General features: G+C 60.2%; 15 protein-coding genes. 8 read left to right on the top strand and 7 right to left on the bottom strand.

What is annotated here, in order from left to right; all coding sequences use genetic code 11:
• Positions 1–14: 14 nt before the first annotated feature.
• The 8 genes from ACLD1X_RS03635 to ACLD1X_RS03600 all read left to right on the top strand — a co-directional run bounded on the left by ACLD1X_RS03635 (position 15) and on the right by ACLD1X_RS03600 (position 6,864).
• Positions 15–509 (top strand): RidA family protein, encoded by a 495-nt coding sequence (locus tag ACLD1X_RS03635; protein WP_102701083.1) that lies wholly within the window; start codon positions 15–17, stop codon positions 507–509.
• An 83-nt stretch (positions 510–592) separates the two neighbouring features.
• Complete coding sequence (locus ACLD1X_RS03630; protein WP_429366153.1) at positions 593–1,078, top strand: cupin domain-containing protein; 486 nt, start codon at positions 593–595, stop codon at positions 1,076–1,078.
• Between the two features lie 243 nt (positions 1,079–1,321).
• A complete protein-coding gene (gene yfcF, locus ACLD1X_RS03625) occupies positions 1,322–1,966 on the top strand; it encodes a glutathione transferase (protein ID WP_429366152.1) in 645 nt (214 codons plus the stop codon).
• 32 nt (positions 1,967–1,998) lie between these two features.
• Positions 1,999–3,339 carry a KamA family radical SAM protein gene (locus ACLD1X_RS03620; protein WP_429366151.1) on the top strand — a complete coding sequence of 447 codons (1,341 nt, stop codon included), beginning with the start codon at positions 1,999–2,001 and terminating at the stop codon, positions 3,337–3,339.
• Positions 3,340–3,370: 31 nt separating this feature from the next.
• A complete protein-coding gene (locus ACLD1X_RS03615) occupies positions 3,371–4,243 on the top strand; it encodes a branched-chain amino acid aminotransferase (RefSeq protein WP_429366150.1) in 873 nt (290 codons plus the stop codon).
• Between the two features lie 21 nt (positions 4,244–4,264).
• Positions 4,265–5,023, top strand: a complete 759-nt coding sequence (locus ACLD1X_RS03610; protein ID WP_429366149.1) for a TauD/TfdA family dioxygenase — start codon at positions 4,265–4,267, stop codon at positions 5,021–5,023.
• Between the two features lie 66 nt (positions 5,024–5,089).
• The gene (locus ACLD1X_RS03605; RefSeq protein WP_429366148.1) at positions 5,090–6,049 is read left to right on the top strand and encodes a diiron oxygenase; all 960 of its coding nucleotides are present in this window, start codon (positions 5,090–5,092) and stop codon (positions 6,047–6,049) included.
• 14 nt (positions 6,050–6,063) lie between these two features.
• Positions 6,064–6,864 carry an N-acyl homoserine lactonase family protein gene (locus ACLD1X_RS03600; RefSeq protein WP_429366147.1) on the top strand — a complete coding sequence of 267 codons (801 nt, stop codon included), beginning with the start codon at positions 6,064–6,066 and terminating at the stop codon, positions 6,862–6,864.
• Positions 6,865–6,978: 114 nt separating this feature from the next.
• On the opposite strand, the gene ACLD1X_RS03595 is transcribed toward ACLD1X_RS03600, so the two are convergent.
• From ACLD1X_RS03595 to ACLD1X_RS03565, 7 genes are all read right to left on the bottom strand, one after another.
• On the bottom strand, positions 6,979–8,409 hold the full coding sequence (locus tag ACLD1X_RS03595; RefSeq protein ID WP_429366146.1) for a PLP-dependent aminotransferase family protein: 1,431 nt from the start codon (positions 8,407–8,409) through the stop codon (positions 6,979–6,981).
• 374 nt (positions 8,410–8,783) lie between these two features.
• A complete protein-coding gene (locus ACLD1X_RS03590) occupies positions 8,784–9,488 on the bottom strand; it encodes a hypothetical protein (RefSeq protein WP_429366145.1) in 705 nt (234 codons plus the stop codon).
• 239 nt (positions 9,489–9,727) lie between these two features.
• Entirely contained in the window at positions 9,728–10,555 is an 828-nt protein-coding gene (locus ACLD1X_RS03585; RefSeq protein ID WP_429366144.1) for an ABC transporter permease, read from the bottom strand.
• 7 nt (positions 10,556–10,562) lie between these two features.
• Positions 10,563–11,435 (bottom strand): ABC transporter permease, encoded by an 873-nt coding sequence (locus tag ACLD1X_RS03580; RefSeq protein ID WP_429366143.1) that lies wholly within the window; start codon positions 11,433–11,435, stop codon positions 10,563–10,565.
• A gap of 10 nt (positions 11,436–11,445) precedes the next feature.
• The gene (locus tag ACLD1X_RS03575) at positions 11,446–12,558 is read right to left on the bottom strand and encodes an ABC transporter substrate-binding protein (protein ID WP_429366142.1); all 1,113 of its coding nucleotides are present in this window, start codon (positions 12,556–12,558) and stop codon (positions 11,446–11,448) included.
• A gap of 90 nt (positions 12,559–12,648) precedes the next feature.
• A complete protein-coding gene (locus tag ACLD1X_RS03570) occupies positions 12,649–13,740 on the bottom strand; it encodes an ABC transporter ATP-binding protein (protein ID WP_429366141.1) in 1,092 nt (363 codons plus the stop codon).
• Between the two features lie 265 nt (positions 13,741–14,005).
• On the bottom strand, positions 14,006–14,911 hold the full coding sequence (locus ACLD1X_RS03565; RefSeq protein ID WP_429366140.1) for a LysR substrate-binding domain-containing protein: 906 nt from the start codon (positions 14,909–14,911) through the stop codon (positions 14,006–14,008).
• Positions 14,912–14,979 lie beyond the last annotated feature (68 nt).

Raw genomic sequence — 14,979 nt, 5'->3', positions numbered from 1 at the left:
AGAGGGTTCGATCAATGATCCAGCACATGACCTGCGATGAACGCTTCATCGCCCTGGCCAAAGAGTTCGGTTATGACATCTATGGCGAAAACACCGCAGGTGGGCATTACGCGCCGCTGATCCGGCATCACGATGAGCTGTACATCAGCGGCCTGGTGCCGCGCATGAACGGCAAGATCCATTACCCCGGCCGCGTCGGACTGGACCTCAACATGGCCGATGCACAAGCGGCCGCCAGCATCAGTGCGATGCGTGGGCTGGCGCTGATCGTCGATGCCATCGGTTCGCTGGACAAGATCAAGTCCTTGATCCGGGTAACGGTCTATGTGAAGTCCACCGCGGACTTTGTCGATTTGAGCGAAGTGGCCAACGGCGCCTCGGATGTGTTCAGCCATGTGCTGGGCGATGCCGGTAAACATACGCGCACCACCGTCGGTGTTTATCAGTTGCCAAAAAATGCCGCGATAGAAGTGGACATGATTGCAGCCTTGCGCCCATCGGTTTTGTAAGTTATTTCCAGACTTTACAGCGCTGAACCGTTAACTTAAGGTTTAGCGCTAAAGTATGGGTAATAAAAAGAAAGGATGTGCGAATGGACAACTTTCAAGGTGCGTTTTTTTCATATAAGGATTTTCGTCAAAGCCTGCACCATAGAACTCAAAGTCCCAAGGTCTGGAAAGGCACCGAACTAGCGGGTATGCGCCAGGCCCTCGAAGCCAGCGACATTGATATTGTCGCTTTGGCTCACGATAAAAGCATCGAGGGCTGTGAAGTGACACCTGGCATGGCGATCGCCATGCAATGGCTGAACCCCGGTGTGACGCTCAATGGTCATGCCCATTCCTGGTGGCATCTGTTCGTTATCCAGTGCGGCAGCGGCGTGTTGACCCTCGGCGATGCCGACGGAGTCGAGGTCAGCAGTGGCGACGTGCTGCTGGTGCCGGCCTGGACCCGGCATGGGTTCGTCAACACTAGCAAACACGAGCCTCTGGCGATGCTGAACATGAGCAACATGCCGCAAATGGCACTGCTCTCGAACTTTGCCGACAGCCATGGCCTGATCACCACCCAGCCGTAATTTCCCGGCGCATCAGTCAAGGGAGCCAACCTGTGTTGGCTCCCTTTTTTTGCTTTTCAAACCTGCCCGGGTTTCGCCTTTTATAGCGGTATTGCCGGGTTTTCAGCCGCATATCTGTCGGTCAAAAACAACTTTCTGTATCGATTGAAACGAACAAATTCTGTATCTATTCAGCCTTCAATCAACTAACTACGATCACTTCCAATGCACGTTAATCCCTGCAGTCAGTGAATGGAGTGTTCTATGGAAAACAGGAAGCTAAAACTGTATATCGGCGCCGATTACGTCAGCGCTTTTGCAATGTCGGCTTTTGTGGCGCTCAAGGAAAAGCAACTTTCATTTGAACTTGTTACGGTTGATCTGAAAGCGCGCGAAAACTATAAGCCGAGTTATCGCGATGTTTCGTTGACATGCAAAATTCCAACGCTGGTTCACGAAGGCTTTGCCTTGTCGGAGTCATCGGCGATTGCCGAATACCTCGATGAACTCTCCCCCGGGCATAAAAAACTCTATCCGCAGGGCATCCAGCAGCGCGCCCGTGCCCGTCAATTGCAAGCCTGGTTGCGCAGTGACTTGTTGGTGGTGCGCAAGGAACGCCCGTTTGACCTGGTGTACTTCGGCAAGAAAAACACCGCGCTGTCCGAGGAGGCCCAAGCCGCCGTCGAGCGCCTGTTCTTCGTCGCCGAGCGTTTGCTGGAGGAGGGCGCCGAGCATCTGTTTGGTGACTGGAGCATTGCCGACACCGACCTGGCAATCATGCTCAACCGCCTGGTTGCCAATGGCGATCCGGTGCCGGCACGGCTCGCGGCCTATGTGCGTCGCCAGTGGGATCGCGACAGCGTCCGGGCGTGGATGGACATAGAGCGCAAAGCGCCGGCCATCGCGTAACAACACTCAGGGCAATCACCAGGAGCGCGGCCATGCAAGGACTGTCTGAGCACGAACGCTACAAACCCTATAACTCACGCACCATCCGCGACTCGCCTTACTGGCACAGGCTGACGCCGGCGTTGCAGGAGGCCATGACCGTGGTAGCCCGGGTCATGCCGTTTCGCACCAACGAATACGTGTTGGGCACGCTGATCGACTGGAACAACATTCCCGACGATCCGGTTTTCCGCATGACCTTTCCCCACAAGGACATGCTGCTGCCGGAGGAGTACGCCTCGCTCAAACAACTGATCGAGCAGGATGACAGCGCGGCGATCAAGCGTCGGATCGAGGCGATCTGGTTGCGCATGAATCCTCACCCGGCCGGGCAGTTGACCCACAACGGTGTCAGTCTCAACGGAAAAGTCCTGCCGGGCATCCAGCACAAGTACCGCGAGACCGTGCTGTTTTTCCCCGGTGCCGGTCAGACCTGTCATGCGTACTGCACCTTCTGTTTCCGCTGGGCGCAGTTCATTGGCGAAGAGGAACTCAAGTTCAATGCCCGTGAGTCCGAGGAGCTGCTGAGTTACTTGAGGCTGCACAGCGAAGTGACCGACGTGCTGATTACCGGCGGCGATCCGATGATCATGAACACCCGCTCGCTGGCCGGCTACATCGAACCGCTGCTGCAATTGCCACACCTGAAGAGCATCCGCATCGGCACCAAGTCCGTGGCGTACTGGCCGCAGCGATTTGTCAGCGACAAGGATGCGCCCGAGCTGCTGGAACTGTTCCGGCGCATTGTTGCGGCGGGGAAAAACCTGTCGGTCATGGGGCACTACAACCACCCGGTGGAGATCCGCCCGGCCATCGCCCGTCAGGCCATCGAGCGCATTCGTTCGACGGGCGCGACGCTGCGCATGCAGGCACCCGTGATCCGCCACATCAACGAGAACCCTGCCGACTGGGCAGCGCTGTGGACCGAAGGCGTGCGGCTCGGGGCCGTGCCTTATTACATGTTCGTCGAGCGCGACACTGGCCCCAGCCACTACTTCGCAATGCCGCTGGCCCGGGCCTTCGAGATCTTCCAGGCGGCGTATCGCACGGTATCCGGGCTGGCGCGCACGGTGCGCGGGCCGTCCATGAGCACCTTCTACGGCAAGGTGTTGATCAACGGCATCGAGACCGTCGCCGGGGAAAAGGTCTTCGTCCTGCAGTTCCTCCAGGCACGCAATCCGCAATGGGTGTTGCGCACCTTCCATGCGCGCTTCGATCCGCACGTGACCTGGTTCGACGACTTGCAACCGGCATTCGGCGAGCGTTCGTTCTTCTTTCAAACCGAACTCAGCGCCATGCCGGAATTGATACCGGTGTTGCTGGAAACAGCGTAGGAACATTCATGAACAATGGGGAGATATGGATATGAGCGGTATCCCGTTTGATCAGCGCGAGGGGGTTATCTGGCTCGACGGTGAGTTCGTCGAGTGGTCCCGGGCGCAGTTGCATGTGCTGACCCATGGCCTGCATTACGCGAGCACCGTGTATGAGGGCGAGCGGGTCTATAACGGCAAGGTCTTCAAGCTGCGCGAGCACAGTGAGCGGCTGTTTCGCTCGGCGCAATGGATGGACTTTGCCATCCCCTATGAGCTGGCGGAACTGGAAGCGGCAAGCCTTGAACTGCTGCAACGCAACAAGGTGGTCGACGGTTATCTGCGCCCCGTGGCCTGGCGCGGCAGTGAAATGATTTCCACCTCGGCGCGCTTCAACCGTGTCCACGTGGCAATCGCATGCTGGCAGTGGCCGAGTTATTTCGACCCGGCGGCGCGCATGGCCGGCATCCGCCTGAAAACCGCGAACTGGCGCCGGCCGCCGCCGAGCAGCAGCCCGTTCCAGGCCAAGGCATCCGGGCATTACCAGATCGCCACGCTGAGCAAGCACGACGCCGAGAACACCGGTTACCACGATGCGCTGATGCTCGACTGGCGCGGCCACGTTGCCGAAGCCACCAGCGCCAATGTGTTCTTCGTCAAAGGCCGGACGCTGCACACCCCGCTGGCGGATTGCTTCCTCGACGGCATCACCCGGCAGACCGTGATCGAGTTGGCCAAAGCGCTGGACTACCAGGTCGTCGAGCGCACGATCTTGCCTGTGGAGCTTGGCGACTTCGATGAGTGTTTTCTCACCGGCACCGCCGCCGAAATCACGCCGGTACAGAGCATCGATGAGCAGCGCTATCGACCGGGCGACGCCTGCCGCGACTTCATTGCCGCTTACACCTCAACCGTAAACGCCTGATCAACTGCCAGGAATCTCACCATGTCAGATCAAGGGATTGTTGCGTCTGAACCTAACATTTCGCTCGGCCACCGCCATGAAGAGCTGTCGACGGCGGGCTGGACGGTACTGACTCCCGACGAATTCGCCGATGATGTCGTAGGCACCCTTCGGGAGTTCGGTCAGATCATTCCGCAGTTCAACGGCCAGATGGCCTTTGCCATCACCCGCAAGCCGGGTTACGAAGACTTGCCGTATTCCCAGAGCATGAACGGCATCGGCCCGCACACGGAGGCGCCGGTATACGGGCCACCGCCGCGCTACCTGGCGTTGCATTGCCATAAACAGGCCGCGTGCGGTGGCGGGCACACCGGATTGGTCGACGGTTATGAATTTCTCAAGTCCCTGGAGCGCAGCGAACCGCAACTGCGTGAGTGGCTGGATGACACGCCGGTAGAATTCGTCGCCACTGCCAAACCGGGTGAACCGGGCCAGCGACGGGTCAAGGAGTACATCCTCACGCCGACGGAAGACGGGGATATTTTCCGCTTCAGCTACAACCAGTTTCACTACGGCGACGTGAATCCGTCCAAAGAAGCCCTGCAGCAATCGCGGGTCGCCAACAGCGTCTCGCCGCTGGCCAGGTTTGCCGTGCTTGGCGAAGCGTACTTCGTCGAGCACAACGTTCCGGTGCTGATTCCCGACGGATGCCTGCTGATTTGGGATAACTGGCGGATGATTCACGCCCGCAGTCGTTACACTGACCCGGCGCGCAACCTGACCCGCTATTGGCTGGCCTGATTTTTCCGTCGCCCTACATTCTTTTGGCGTACCCCTGGCGGGTACGCGCCTTACAGGTATCGCGTCATGCAAACAGCAATCGAGATCGCCCAGGTCGATCATCAACTGATCGTGCGGCTCAACCAGGCCTGGACCAAGCGCGCCACGGTGTGTTCACCCGACAGGGGCCAGGTGGAAGAAGCGTTCGACCCCGCGCGCCCGGACTACCCGGAGTGCATGGTGCCGTTCTTCCATCATCCGAAATTCCAGGCCTTGAGCGACGAGCTCAAGAGCTGCGTGGTGACCTGGGGCTGGATCGGCTACAACCTGCGCACCGTCACTGCCGAAGAGCACGTGGTCAATCCGGCGCTGAGCGTCATCGCCAAGCAGTATCTGGGCAAGGATGACTGGCACTTTCGCGAGGCCATGCAACAGACCCTGATCGACGAGCACTACCACACGCTGATGCACCTGCGTGCCATCGAGCGGACCAAACTGGACCGGGCGCTGGACCAGGATCTGGATCTGCCGCCGTCCGTCACTTACCTGCGCCTGAAGGCCCTGCATGCCGAACTGCCAGAGCAATGGCAGCGGGATCTGGCGGCGATCACTTTTGCGGTGGTGGCCGAGATCAGCGTCAACGCCTATCTGGACCTGCTGGCAGACGACCAGACCATTCAGCCGCAGAACCGCCGCGTAGCCGAACTGCACAACCGCGACGAATATGCCCACAGCAAGGTGCTGGCCGAAGTGGCGAAAGTCATGTACGCCAACATGCAGCCCACCCAGCGGGAATTTTTCGCACGCAACCTGTCGGTGGCGCTGAGTGCGTTTATCGCTCAGGACTACTCCATGTGGGAGGCGATCCTGACGCAGCTCGGGGTCGAGGATGCGGCGCTGATCATTGCCGACACCCGCGAGAGCAACAGGAACGCGACCATCATGCGTGACTACAGTGGCCTGCATAAATTGGCCCATGACCTGGGCATCAGCGACCAGATCGATTTCGATTTTCGTCCGACCCTCAAAACCACGGCGGCCGCCTGAACCCGGAGGTGCTTATGTCCACGCCTGTGTACGAAGTGTTCGCCATCCGTGTCGGTGCCAATGCCCAGCGCACCGCCAGGGAGAATTTTCTCTACGACGCCTGCTGCGGCGATCCGAATGCGCCGATGCCACTCGATTACTACTTCTGGGTCATCCGCAACGAGCAGCAGGTGATCGTGGTCGACACCTGTTTTCAACCGGCCACGGCGCACCGGCGCAATCGCCAGATGTATCGCCTGCCGGAAGAATCCCTGCGGCAACTGGACATCGATCCGACGCAGGTCGAGCACCTGATCCTCACCCATTTGCATTGGGATCATGCCGGCAACCTCGGGCTGTTCCCGAAGGCGACCGTGCATTTGCAGGAAGCGGAACTGCGCTTCTGCACCGGGCCGAAAATGCTCCATCGCACGGTGAATAAAACCTACGAGGTCGAGGACGTGATGTCGGCGCTACCGCCGCTGTTCGAAGGGCGGATGCGCTTGCACAACGCTGTTGTCGAGGTCGTGCCTGGCGTGACCCTGCACCCGGTGGGCGGGCATACGCCGGGCAGTCAGGTCGTGCGGGTGAACACTGAGCGCGGCTGGATCGTCCTGGCCTCGGATGCCGCGCATTTGTGGGTCAACATTCGTCAGCGCAGTCCGTTTCCGATTCTCGATGACCTGGCGCAAACCCTTGAAGCGTTCACGGAGATCGATCGCCTGGCCGATGGCGAAGACCACGTCATCCCCGGCCACGACCCGCTGATCGCCGAGCGTTTCCCGCACTGGAATGACGACTCACATATCATTTGCCTGCACCAACCCCCGATCTGAAGATCACCTTAAACACTGTGGGAGCGGGCTTGCTCGCGAAGACGGCAGTACATTCAACATTGATGTGTTTGATGTACCGCTTTCGCGAGCAAGCCCGCTCCCACAGGTTCGTGGTCAACCCTGGTTTTTCAGGATGCGCCCCAAGGTCTGCACGGCCTCATCAATCCGCGGCGAATACGGCGCGCCGCAACCAATGCGCACAAAGTGATCGAAACGCCCGGCATTGGAAAAGATATCCCCAGGTGAAATCTGGATGCCGACCTTCAGCGCTTCTTGGAAAAACGCCATCGATGAATACCGGCGAGGCAGTTCCACCCATAGCAACGTGCCGCCTTGCGGATGGGTGACGCTGGTGCCGATGGGAAAATAGCGGCTGATCGCCGCGCTCATTTGCTCGCGTTGTACGGTCAGGGTTTTCCTCAATCGCCGCAGGTAACGTTCGTAGGACGGCGTGCGCATGAATTCGCTGACGGCCAGTTGCGATAACGCCTCGCACCCCCGTGACTGCGTATGTTTGAGCATCTCCACACGGTCGTGCCATTTGCCGGCGCTGATCCAGCCCAGGCGCATGCCCGGTGCCAGGGTTTTGTTCAGCGAGGCGCAATAGATCACGTTGTCGCTGCGGTCCCACTGTTTGAGCGTGGACAGCGGCTGCTCGGTGTCCACCAGGTCGCCGTAGGTGTCGTCCTCGATCAGCACGGTGTTGTGCTCGGCACACAGTTTCACCAGCCGTGCCTTGTTGGCGTCGGGCATGATGCTGCCCAGCGGGTTTTGCAGGTTGGGAATGACGATCAATGCCTTGACCCGTTCCGGGCCTTGCAGCAGCAATTGCAGGGCCGCCAGATTGAGCCCGGTGTGGGCCGAAGCCGGGACTTCCAGCACCCGCAGGCCCAGGCTTTCGAGGATTTGCAGCAGGCCGTAGAACGTCGGCGACTCCACGGCCACGGTGTCACCTGGGCGGGTGACCGCACGCAGGGCCAGGTTGATCGCTTCGGTGGCACCGTTGGTGATCACGATCCGTTCGGGGGCCAGGTGGGTCTTGCTGGCCAGTGCCCGCCGGGCCAGGATGCTGCGCAAGGCGCTGTTGCCGCAGGTCGGGCCCGCAGTGCCGAGCAGGCCGGCGTCGTAGCGCAACGACTTGATCATGTTGTCTTGCAAGGCCTTGAGCGGATACAGCTCCGGCGCGCAGTAGGCGCTGGCGAAGTTGACCTTGATTGTCGCCCGTTGACTGGCCTTGAGCACCGTTGAGACCTGCTCATGAATGCCGACATAGGCACTGGCATCCGGCGCTGGCACCAAGGCAATCGGGGCAGGTTTGGGCACGTTGTCGGGCTGACGGATGTAGTTGCCGGAACGCGGCCGGGCTTCCAGCACACCGCAGTCTTCCAGTTCGCGGCATACCTGCACGGCGGTTGACAGGCTGACGGCATGTTTTTCCATCATCAAGCGGATCGAGGGGAAGCGTTCACCGGTTTTCAAGGTGCCGCTGCGGATGGCGTCCAGGTAGTGGTTGGCCAACTGGCGATACAAGGGGGGCGTGTTCATGATGACCTCGGCAGTTGCACCACTGAGGTCTGGGCTGGAAAGTGAGTTGACGCTCCCCGCAGGCGGACCCGTGGTGCTCATGGGTGAAGGGAAGGGTTGTTCTGCGTCGATACTGGAAGAGTAATCGCGGATTTGCCCGAATCACGGGCAATAAAAAGCCCCGCACGGATGGCGGGGCTCTTGAGTCGCTGAGGACCTTGTGGCGAGGGGGCTTGCCCCCGTTGAGTGGCGCAGCCGCCCTAATCAAGTCACTTGAGTTCTTTCAGAAAAACCACGGTCACTGATTTTACGACGGCTTCGCCGCCGAACGGGGCGGTGCGGCGATCCGACAAGCCCCCTCGCCACAGGCAAGCTCCTCACCACAACTGTCGCGATTACTGCGCGGCGATGCTGTAGCCGTCAAACGCAGTCTGCTGCTGCAGGGCGGTGATGATGTTCTTGCGGTTGACCGCTTGCTCGGCGCCGCTGTTGTCCAGGAACGTCTCGCTTTGCAGCTCCGCCTCTTCGCCTTCGCCAACGAAAGTGAACCCAAGGAATTCCAGGGCTTCACGGTCGACGTTCAGGCGCGAGCGCGGGGTGCGCAGCGGCAAGGTGACGCTCATGCCGTCCTTGCTGATGGTGAACACTTCGACTTCTTTCCTGGCCTTGGCGGCTTTGCTCTTGCCGCCGCTCGGGTTGCTGATGGCCTGGTGGGTCTGGTTCAGCACCTTCAGGGCCAGGCCGTAGACGATTTCCTGGAAAGCCGGGTCGTCCTTGAAGCTGGACAGGATGCGGCTGATCGGGAATTTGCTGCTCAGGTCTTCGAGGGCGGCAATGTCGGCGGCCTCGGCGTCCTTGAGTTGCTTGAGCTGGCCCATCAGTTCGTAGGCCTTGTCATCGTCGAAGCTGTCGTGGGCCTGACGGATCGCAGCGCGCAGTTCGCGGATCTGGTCGCTTTCGCGAGTGGACTGGAAAGCGTCCAGCACCATCTCGCTGATGGTTTTCGCCTGGGGTACGTGTTGTGAAAGATTGATGGAGTTTTCGTATTCCGCTTTGGACGACAAGGTGACTACGGATTCAGCGGTATTGGAATCGGACATTGAAATTTCACTACTTCTTTGAACTTGAATAGGGGCGAAAAAGCCCGGGGGCTTTTTCAGGCCGACTAATCTATTGGACCTGTGCTGCGTTGTCACGGATGAACAGGCGGCTGGTCAATTTTTTGCCTTTCTGCAGGAGCGAGCCTGCTCGCGATGGACGTCAACGATAACGCTGGCAGCCTGACGCCCCGCGTTGTTCTGTCGTCCATCGCGAGCAAGCTCGCTCCTACAGGTTGAGATCAGGAATGCTGCAGCTTCTGCGCCCGTTTATCCGCCAGGTGTTGCACCACCAACCGGCCAATCAGCACCAGCAAGGTCAGGCTGATCAACAGCACCGAAATCGCCGCAACGCTCGGGTCGACGTTGTCGCGCAAGCCGCTCCAGATGCGTTTGGGCAAGGTATCGACGTTGACGCTGGTGACGAACAGCGTCACCGCCACTTCTTCCCACGACAGGGCGAAGCCCAGCAGGGCTGTGGAGGCCAGGCCCAGTTTCAGGTTCGGCAGGATCACCATGAACGTGGTCTGCATCAGGCTGGCCCCGAGGTTTCGTGAGGCCAGTTCGATGCGCCGGTCAATCTGGCTCAAGGCAACCAGCATGGTCACCACGCCGTACGGCACCACCATGATCACGTGGGCAATCACCACGCCGGTCAGGGTGTCGTAGCCCATGCCCGGCGCGAAGCGACCGAGCCTGGTTTCCATGAAGTACAGCACCAGCGCGGAAATCACCGGCGGGATCGCCATCGGCAACAGCACCAGGCCGATCAGCGCCGTGGCCAGTTTCGAGCGCATGTACCAGATGCCGAGGCTGAAGCTGGCGGCCAGCAAGGTGGCGATGATGCTGGTGGCGAAGGCGATGGTCAGGCTCTGGCTGATCGCGTGGAACCAGTCCGGGTTGCTGACCAGCGCCTCATAGTGGCGCAGCGACCAGTTGCCTTCGGGCATCGACAGGAAGCGTTTGCTGGTGAACGACACCGGAATGACCGTCAGCAGCGGGAACAGCATGAAGGCCATGGCGACCACGGCCAGCAGCCGGGTACTCAGGCTTGTGCGATGGGTATTCATAGTGATCTCAACCTACCAGACGGTTCACGCGGGTCATTTTCAGCAGCACCCAGATCAATGCGCTGACCAAAGTCAACAGCACGACGCTCAGTGCAGCCCCCAGGCCCCAGTTGCTGGTCTGGAACATTTGCAGGAACACGTATTCGGCGATCATCACCGTTTGCCCGCCACCCAACAGCACCGGGGTGATGAAGAAGCCCAGGCAGAACACGAAGACCATGATGAACGCGCCCAGAATGCCCGGCAGGGTCTGCGGTAGCAGCACTTGCCAGAAGGTGCGCAAGGCACCGGCACCCAGGCCGCGAGACGCCATGAGCACACGTTGATCGAGTTGACGCATGGTCGACAGCAGCGGGAACACCGCATAAGGGATCATCACGTGGAGCATGCCGATGACCACGCCTATTTCATTGCGGCTCAGTTGCAGCGGTTGATCGATCAGCCCCATGCCCATCAGGCCATTGTTGAGCACGCCGTTGCTGCGCAGGGCGATCAGCCAGCCGAAGGCCCGTACCAGCACGGAAATCCAGAACGGAATGAAGATGCAGATCTCCACCACACGCTGCCAGAACGGCGGACTGAACACCCAGCAGTAGGCCAGCAGATAACCGATCATCAAGGCCAGGCCACTGACCGTCAGGCACAGGCGCAGGGTGCGCCAGAGCATTTCATGGATCGCCGGGTCGGTGGCGATGCGCTGGTACTGCTCGATGCCTGGCGTGGGCAGCGAGAAGCTCCAGCCGACCACGCCGAGGAACGGCAACACGTAGAACACCAGCAGCAATACCGGCAGCGGAAACAACAGCAAGCCGCGCTCCAGGCCCGGCGAACTAAACCGGGGTCTGGGGCTGGTCAGGGTTGTGGTCAGGGTCGTAGTCATGGTCGATGGCTCACTTGGACAGCCGCGTCAGATACTCTTCCAGGGCTTTGGAGTAGTTGTCGGCGTACCACTGGGCGTTGAGAGCGATCTGTTTTTTCAGGTTTTCTTCGGAGGCGCAGTTGGCTTCAAGTTGCTTGGCCGACATCAGCTTTTGCGTGGCGCTGTTGGACGGTCCGTTGCCCAGCAGCTCGAACAGTTTGAGCTGGCCTTCGGGCTGCAAGGCTTGCTGGATGAACTGCATGGTCGGTTGCGTGCCGCCCGGGTTGCCATTGAGCACCGCCCAACTGCTGGAGTTGATGAAACCGTTGTCGAAGCTCCAGCGCACGCGGTTGTCGGTGTCTTCGCTGAGCAGCTTGGCGCGGGTGTGCCAGATCGCCCCGACCGACACTTCGCCGTCGACCATCAGTTGCTGGCTCTCGGCACCCGAACTCCAGAACGACAGCACGTGAGGCTTGATCTCGTCGATCTTCTTCATCGCTCGTGGCACGTCCAGCGGGTACAGCTGATCGGCAGGAACGCCGTCGGCGAGCAGGGCCGCCTCGAGCATGCCGTTCATCCATTTGTACAAGGTGCGCTTGCCGGGGAATTTCTTCACATCCCAGAAATCGGCCCAGGTCTTGGGTCCGTTGTCGCCGAATTTTGCGCTGTCCCAGGCCATGACATAGCTGAACTGGTAGCTGGCGATGCCGAAATCGGAGGAGAGCGTCGGGGCCACCTGATCGCGCTGGATGGTGTTGTAGTCCAGTGGCTGCAGGATCTTTTCCCGGCCCAGGACGATGGCGCTGTAGCTCTCGACGTCGACCACGTCCCAGCTCGGTTGACCGCTGGCCAGTTGCGAGCGGATCGCGCCCTCGGTCGGGCCGGCGCCGTCGATGCGCACCTGGATGCCGGTGTTTTTGGTGAAGGTGTCAGTCCAGGCTGACTTGAATGCGTTCAGGGCGTCGCCACCCCAGTTGACCACCACCAGCGGCTTGTCCGCCGACCAGCTGATGCCGCTGCGCAGCGCCAATGGCACCGCGGCCAGCAGGCCCATGGCCTGGATGAAGGTGCGACGGTTGATCTGACCGTCACGGGCCTTTTCGATAAGCACTTCGATGCAGTCTTGTTGGTGATCCTGGCGCATGGGCAAGTCCTCAAGCGGCGGGTGCTTCTGCGCACACCGACCTTTTTGTTGTCATGGGAAGAGAGCTTTGTGACGCAAGTTTTTGCCGGTTCAGGCCTGTAGCAGGAAGCTTTGCTGCACGGGCCAGCTCAGCCACACCGGAGCGCCGCCGGGCATCGACGCGCCCGGGTGATTGCCGGGCACGGACAGGTTGATCGGCAGCGTATCGCCGCCAACCTTGAGCGCCAGATGGGTGCTGGAGCCCTGGTAGACCTTGTCGGTGAGTTGCGCGGGCATGACGTTGTAGCCATCACGGGTCGGGCACTCGCTGTGCAGTTCCATGTGCTCGGGGCGCACGGCCAGCACAATGGGCGCCTGGCTCAGCGCGTTCGGGGCCTGGGCATGCAAGACGCTGGTGCCGCAACGGCCGCTGGCGGTCTGGCCGTTGCGGGTCAGGTTATCCAGCGGGAACAGGTTCATCTTGCCGAGGAACTCGGCGACGAAACGGCTTTCGGGGCGGTTGTAGATGTTTTCCGGGGTGTCGACCTGGGTCAGCTTGCCGTGGTTGAAAATCGCGATGCGCGAGGACAACGCCAGGGCTTCGTTCTGGTCGTGGGTGACGAACACGAAGCTGGTGCCGACCTGGCGGTGGATGCGTTGCAGCTCGGTTTGCAGTTGTTCGCGCAGGTTCTTGTCCAGCGCCGACAGCGGCTCGTCGAGCAGCAGCAGTTCCGGCTCGAACACCAGCGCCCGGGCAATCGCCACGCGCTGCTGCTGGCCGCCGGACATCTCGGCAGGCTTCTTGTGCATGTGCGCACCGAGGCCGACCACTTCAAGGATGTGCTTGACCCGGCGGTTGCGTTCTTCGACGGGGACTTTGCGGATGCGCAGCGGGTAGGCCACGTTGTCGGCCACGCTCATGTGCGGGAACAGCGCATAACCCTGGAACACCATGCCGTAGTTCCGCTTCTCGGCGGAGCGCCTGATGATGTCGACGCCTTGCTCCATCAGCTTGCCCGAGGTCGGGCTGAGGAAACCGGCCAGGATCATCAGCAAGGTGGTCTTGCCCGAGCCGGACGGACCCAGCAGTGTAAGAAATTCACCTTTGCGAACGTCGAGATCGACGTTATCCAGCGCCGCGAAACGGCCGTAATACTGGCTGATACCTTGAGCGCTGAGCTGGATCGCTGAACGGCTGGACACAATGAGGTTCCTCTTTTTATTGCCCACATGACGTACGAGGACGGATGCAAATCCGACATGGGCTTTGGGCTCATTATTGTTAAAAATATCGCTACATCAATGGAATTATTTTGCCCTTATTGGTTAGTTTTATTACTCAATACCAACCCTGTAGGAGCGAGCCCTGCTCGCGATGGTCGCTAACGATTACGCGGGAAACCTGACACCCCGCGGTGTGTCGGATTTTTCGCGAGCAGGCTCGCTCCCACAGGGTATGCGGTGAGTTTTAGAGCGTGTCTTGCCAGGTCTGGTGGGACGATTGCAGCTGGGTCTTCACCCAATTGCTGAAGGCCTGGACCACTGCGCGGTCGGCCTTCTGCGGGTCTGCCGCGAGGTAGTAGCCACGGTGCAGATCGATGCTGATGTCGAACGGTCGCACCAGCAAACCCTTGGATAACGCATCGCCGCTAATCAGGTTGTCGCCGATGGCGATGCCCTGGCCGGCAATGCAGGCAGACTGCGCGCAGTGCGCATCGGAGAACAGGATGCCGCTCCCCGCGTTGACCCCGGAAGCGCCGGCGGCGGTCAGCCACACGCGCCAGTCCGAGTAGTCGGTCATGTGCAGCAACGGGTAGTTGCTCAGTTCCTGCGGGCTTTTCAGGCCGCTCAAGGCGTTGATCAGACGCGGGCTGCACACCGGGAAAAAACGCAGTGCCACGATCTCTTCAACAATCATCTCCGGCCAGTCGCCAATCCCGTAGGCGATGAACAGGTCGACGGCCGGGTTGTGGGTGTCGTCCGGCGTACGGGGCGAGATCAGCTGGAGTTGCACTTGCGGGTATTGGCGCAGAAACGCACCAATGTGGTGGCACAGCCAGTAGGTGGCGAACCCCGGCGCGCAGCTGACGCACAGCCGCCCGGAGATTTCCTGGTCATCGACCAACTGCCCGGCATCGAGCAGGTTCAACAGAATTCCGTGCACTTCCCGCGCATAACGTTCGCCCTGCCAGGTCAGGCCGATGCCCCGGCCGATACGCTCGGTCAAGGCAAAACCGACGCACTCCTCAAGCTTGCTGATCTGGTGACTGATGGCGCTGCGGGTCAGGTTCAGTTCACGGGCCGCGACCGACACGCTGCCCAGACGGGCAACCGCATCCAGCGCGCGAAGGGCTGTCATCGAAGGAAAACGCATAAATCATCCCATTATTGTTTTGGGTGGCACATATGGTGACGTAAATCGAACAGTCAGGCCAAAAAAAA

The organism is Pseudomonas sp. 18173, assembly GCF_050432945.1.
Lineage (GTDB): Bacteria > Pseudomonadota > Gammaproteobacteria > Pseudomonadales > Pseudomonadaceae > Aquipseudomonas.
This window is presented reverse-complemented; position numbering and strand designations above follow the sequence as displayed.

What these genes read in the sequence shown, in the direction of transcription:
- ACLD1X_RS03575 (WP_429366142.1), bottom strand. Translation starts at nt 12,558, where the DNA reads ATGCGCCAGGATCACCAACAAGACTGCATCGAAGTGCTTATCGAAAAG.
- ACLD1X_RS03635 (WP_102701083.1), top strand. Translation starts at nt 15, where the DNA reads ATGATCCAGCACATGACCTGCGATGAACGCTTCATCGCCCTGGCCAAA.
- ACLD1X_RS03565 (WP_429366140.1), bottom strand. Translation starts at nt 14,911, where the DNA reads ATGCGTTTTCCTTCGATGACAGCCCTTCGCGCGCTGGATGCGGTTGCC.
- ACLD1X_RS03620 (WP_429366151.1), top strand. Translation starts at nt 1,999, where the DNA reads ATGCAAGGACTGTCTGAGCACGAACGCTACAAACCCTATAACTCACGC.
- ACLD1X_RS03585 (WP_429366144.1), bottom strand. Translation starts at nt 10,555, where the DNA reads ATGAATACCCATCGCACAAGCCTGAGTACCCGGCTGCTGGCCGTGGTC.
- ACLD1X_RS03600 (WP_429366147.1), top strand. Translation starts at nt 6,064, where the DNA reads ATGTCCACGCCTGTGTACGAAGTGTTCGCCATCCGTGTCGGTGCCAAT.
- ACLD1X_RS03595 (WP_429366146.1), bottom strand. Translation starts at nt 8,409, where the DNA reads ATGAACACGCCCCCCTTGTATCGCCAGTTGGCCAACCACTACCTGGAC.
- ACLD1X_RS03615 (WP_429366150.1), top strand. Translation starts at nt 3,371, where the DNA reads ATGAGCGGTATCCCGTTTGATCAGCGCGAGGGGGTTATCTGGCTCGAC.
- yfcF (WP_429366152.1), top strand. Translation starts at nt 1,322, where the DNA reads ATGGAAAACAGGAAGCTAAAACTGTATATCGGCGCCGATTACGTCAGC.
- ACLD1X_RS03605 (WP_429366148.1), top strand. Translation starts at nt 5,090, where the DNA reads ATGCAAACAGCAATCGAGATCGCCCAGGTCGATCATCAACTGATCGTG.
- ACLD1X_RS03630 (WP_429366153.1), top strand. Translation starts at nt 593, where the DNA reads ATGGACAACTTTCAAGGTGCGTTTTTTTCATATAAGGATTTTCGTCAA.
- ACLD1X_RS03590 (WP_429366145.1), bottom strand. Translation starts at nt 9,488, where the DNA reads ATGTCCGATTCCAATACCGCTGAATCCGTAGTCACCTTGTCGTCCAAA.
- ACLD1X_RS03610 (WP_429366149.1), top strand. Translation starts at nt 4,265, where the DNA reads ATGTCAGATCAAGGGATTGTTGCGTCTGAACCTAACATTTCGCTCGGC.
- ACLD1X_RS03580 (WP_429366143.1), bottom strand. Translation starts at nt 11,435, where the DNA reads ATGACTACGACCCTGACCACAACCCTGACCAGCCCCAGACCCCGGTTT.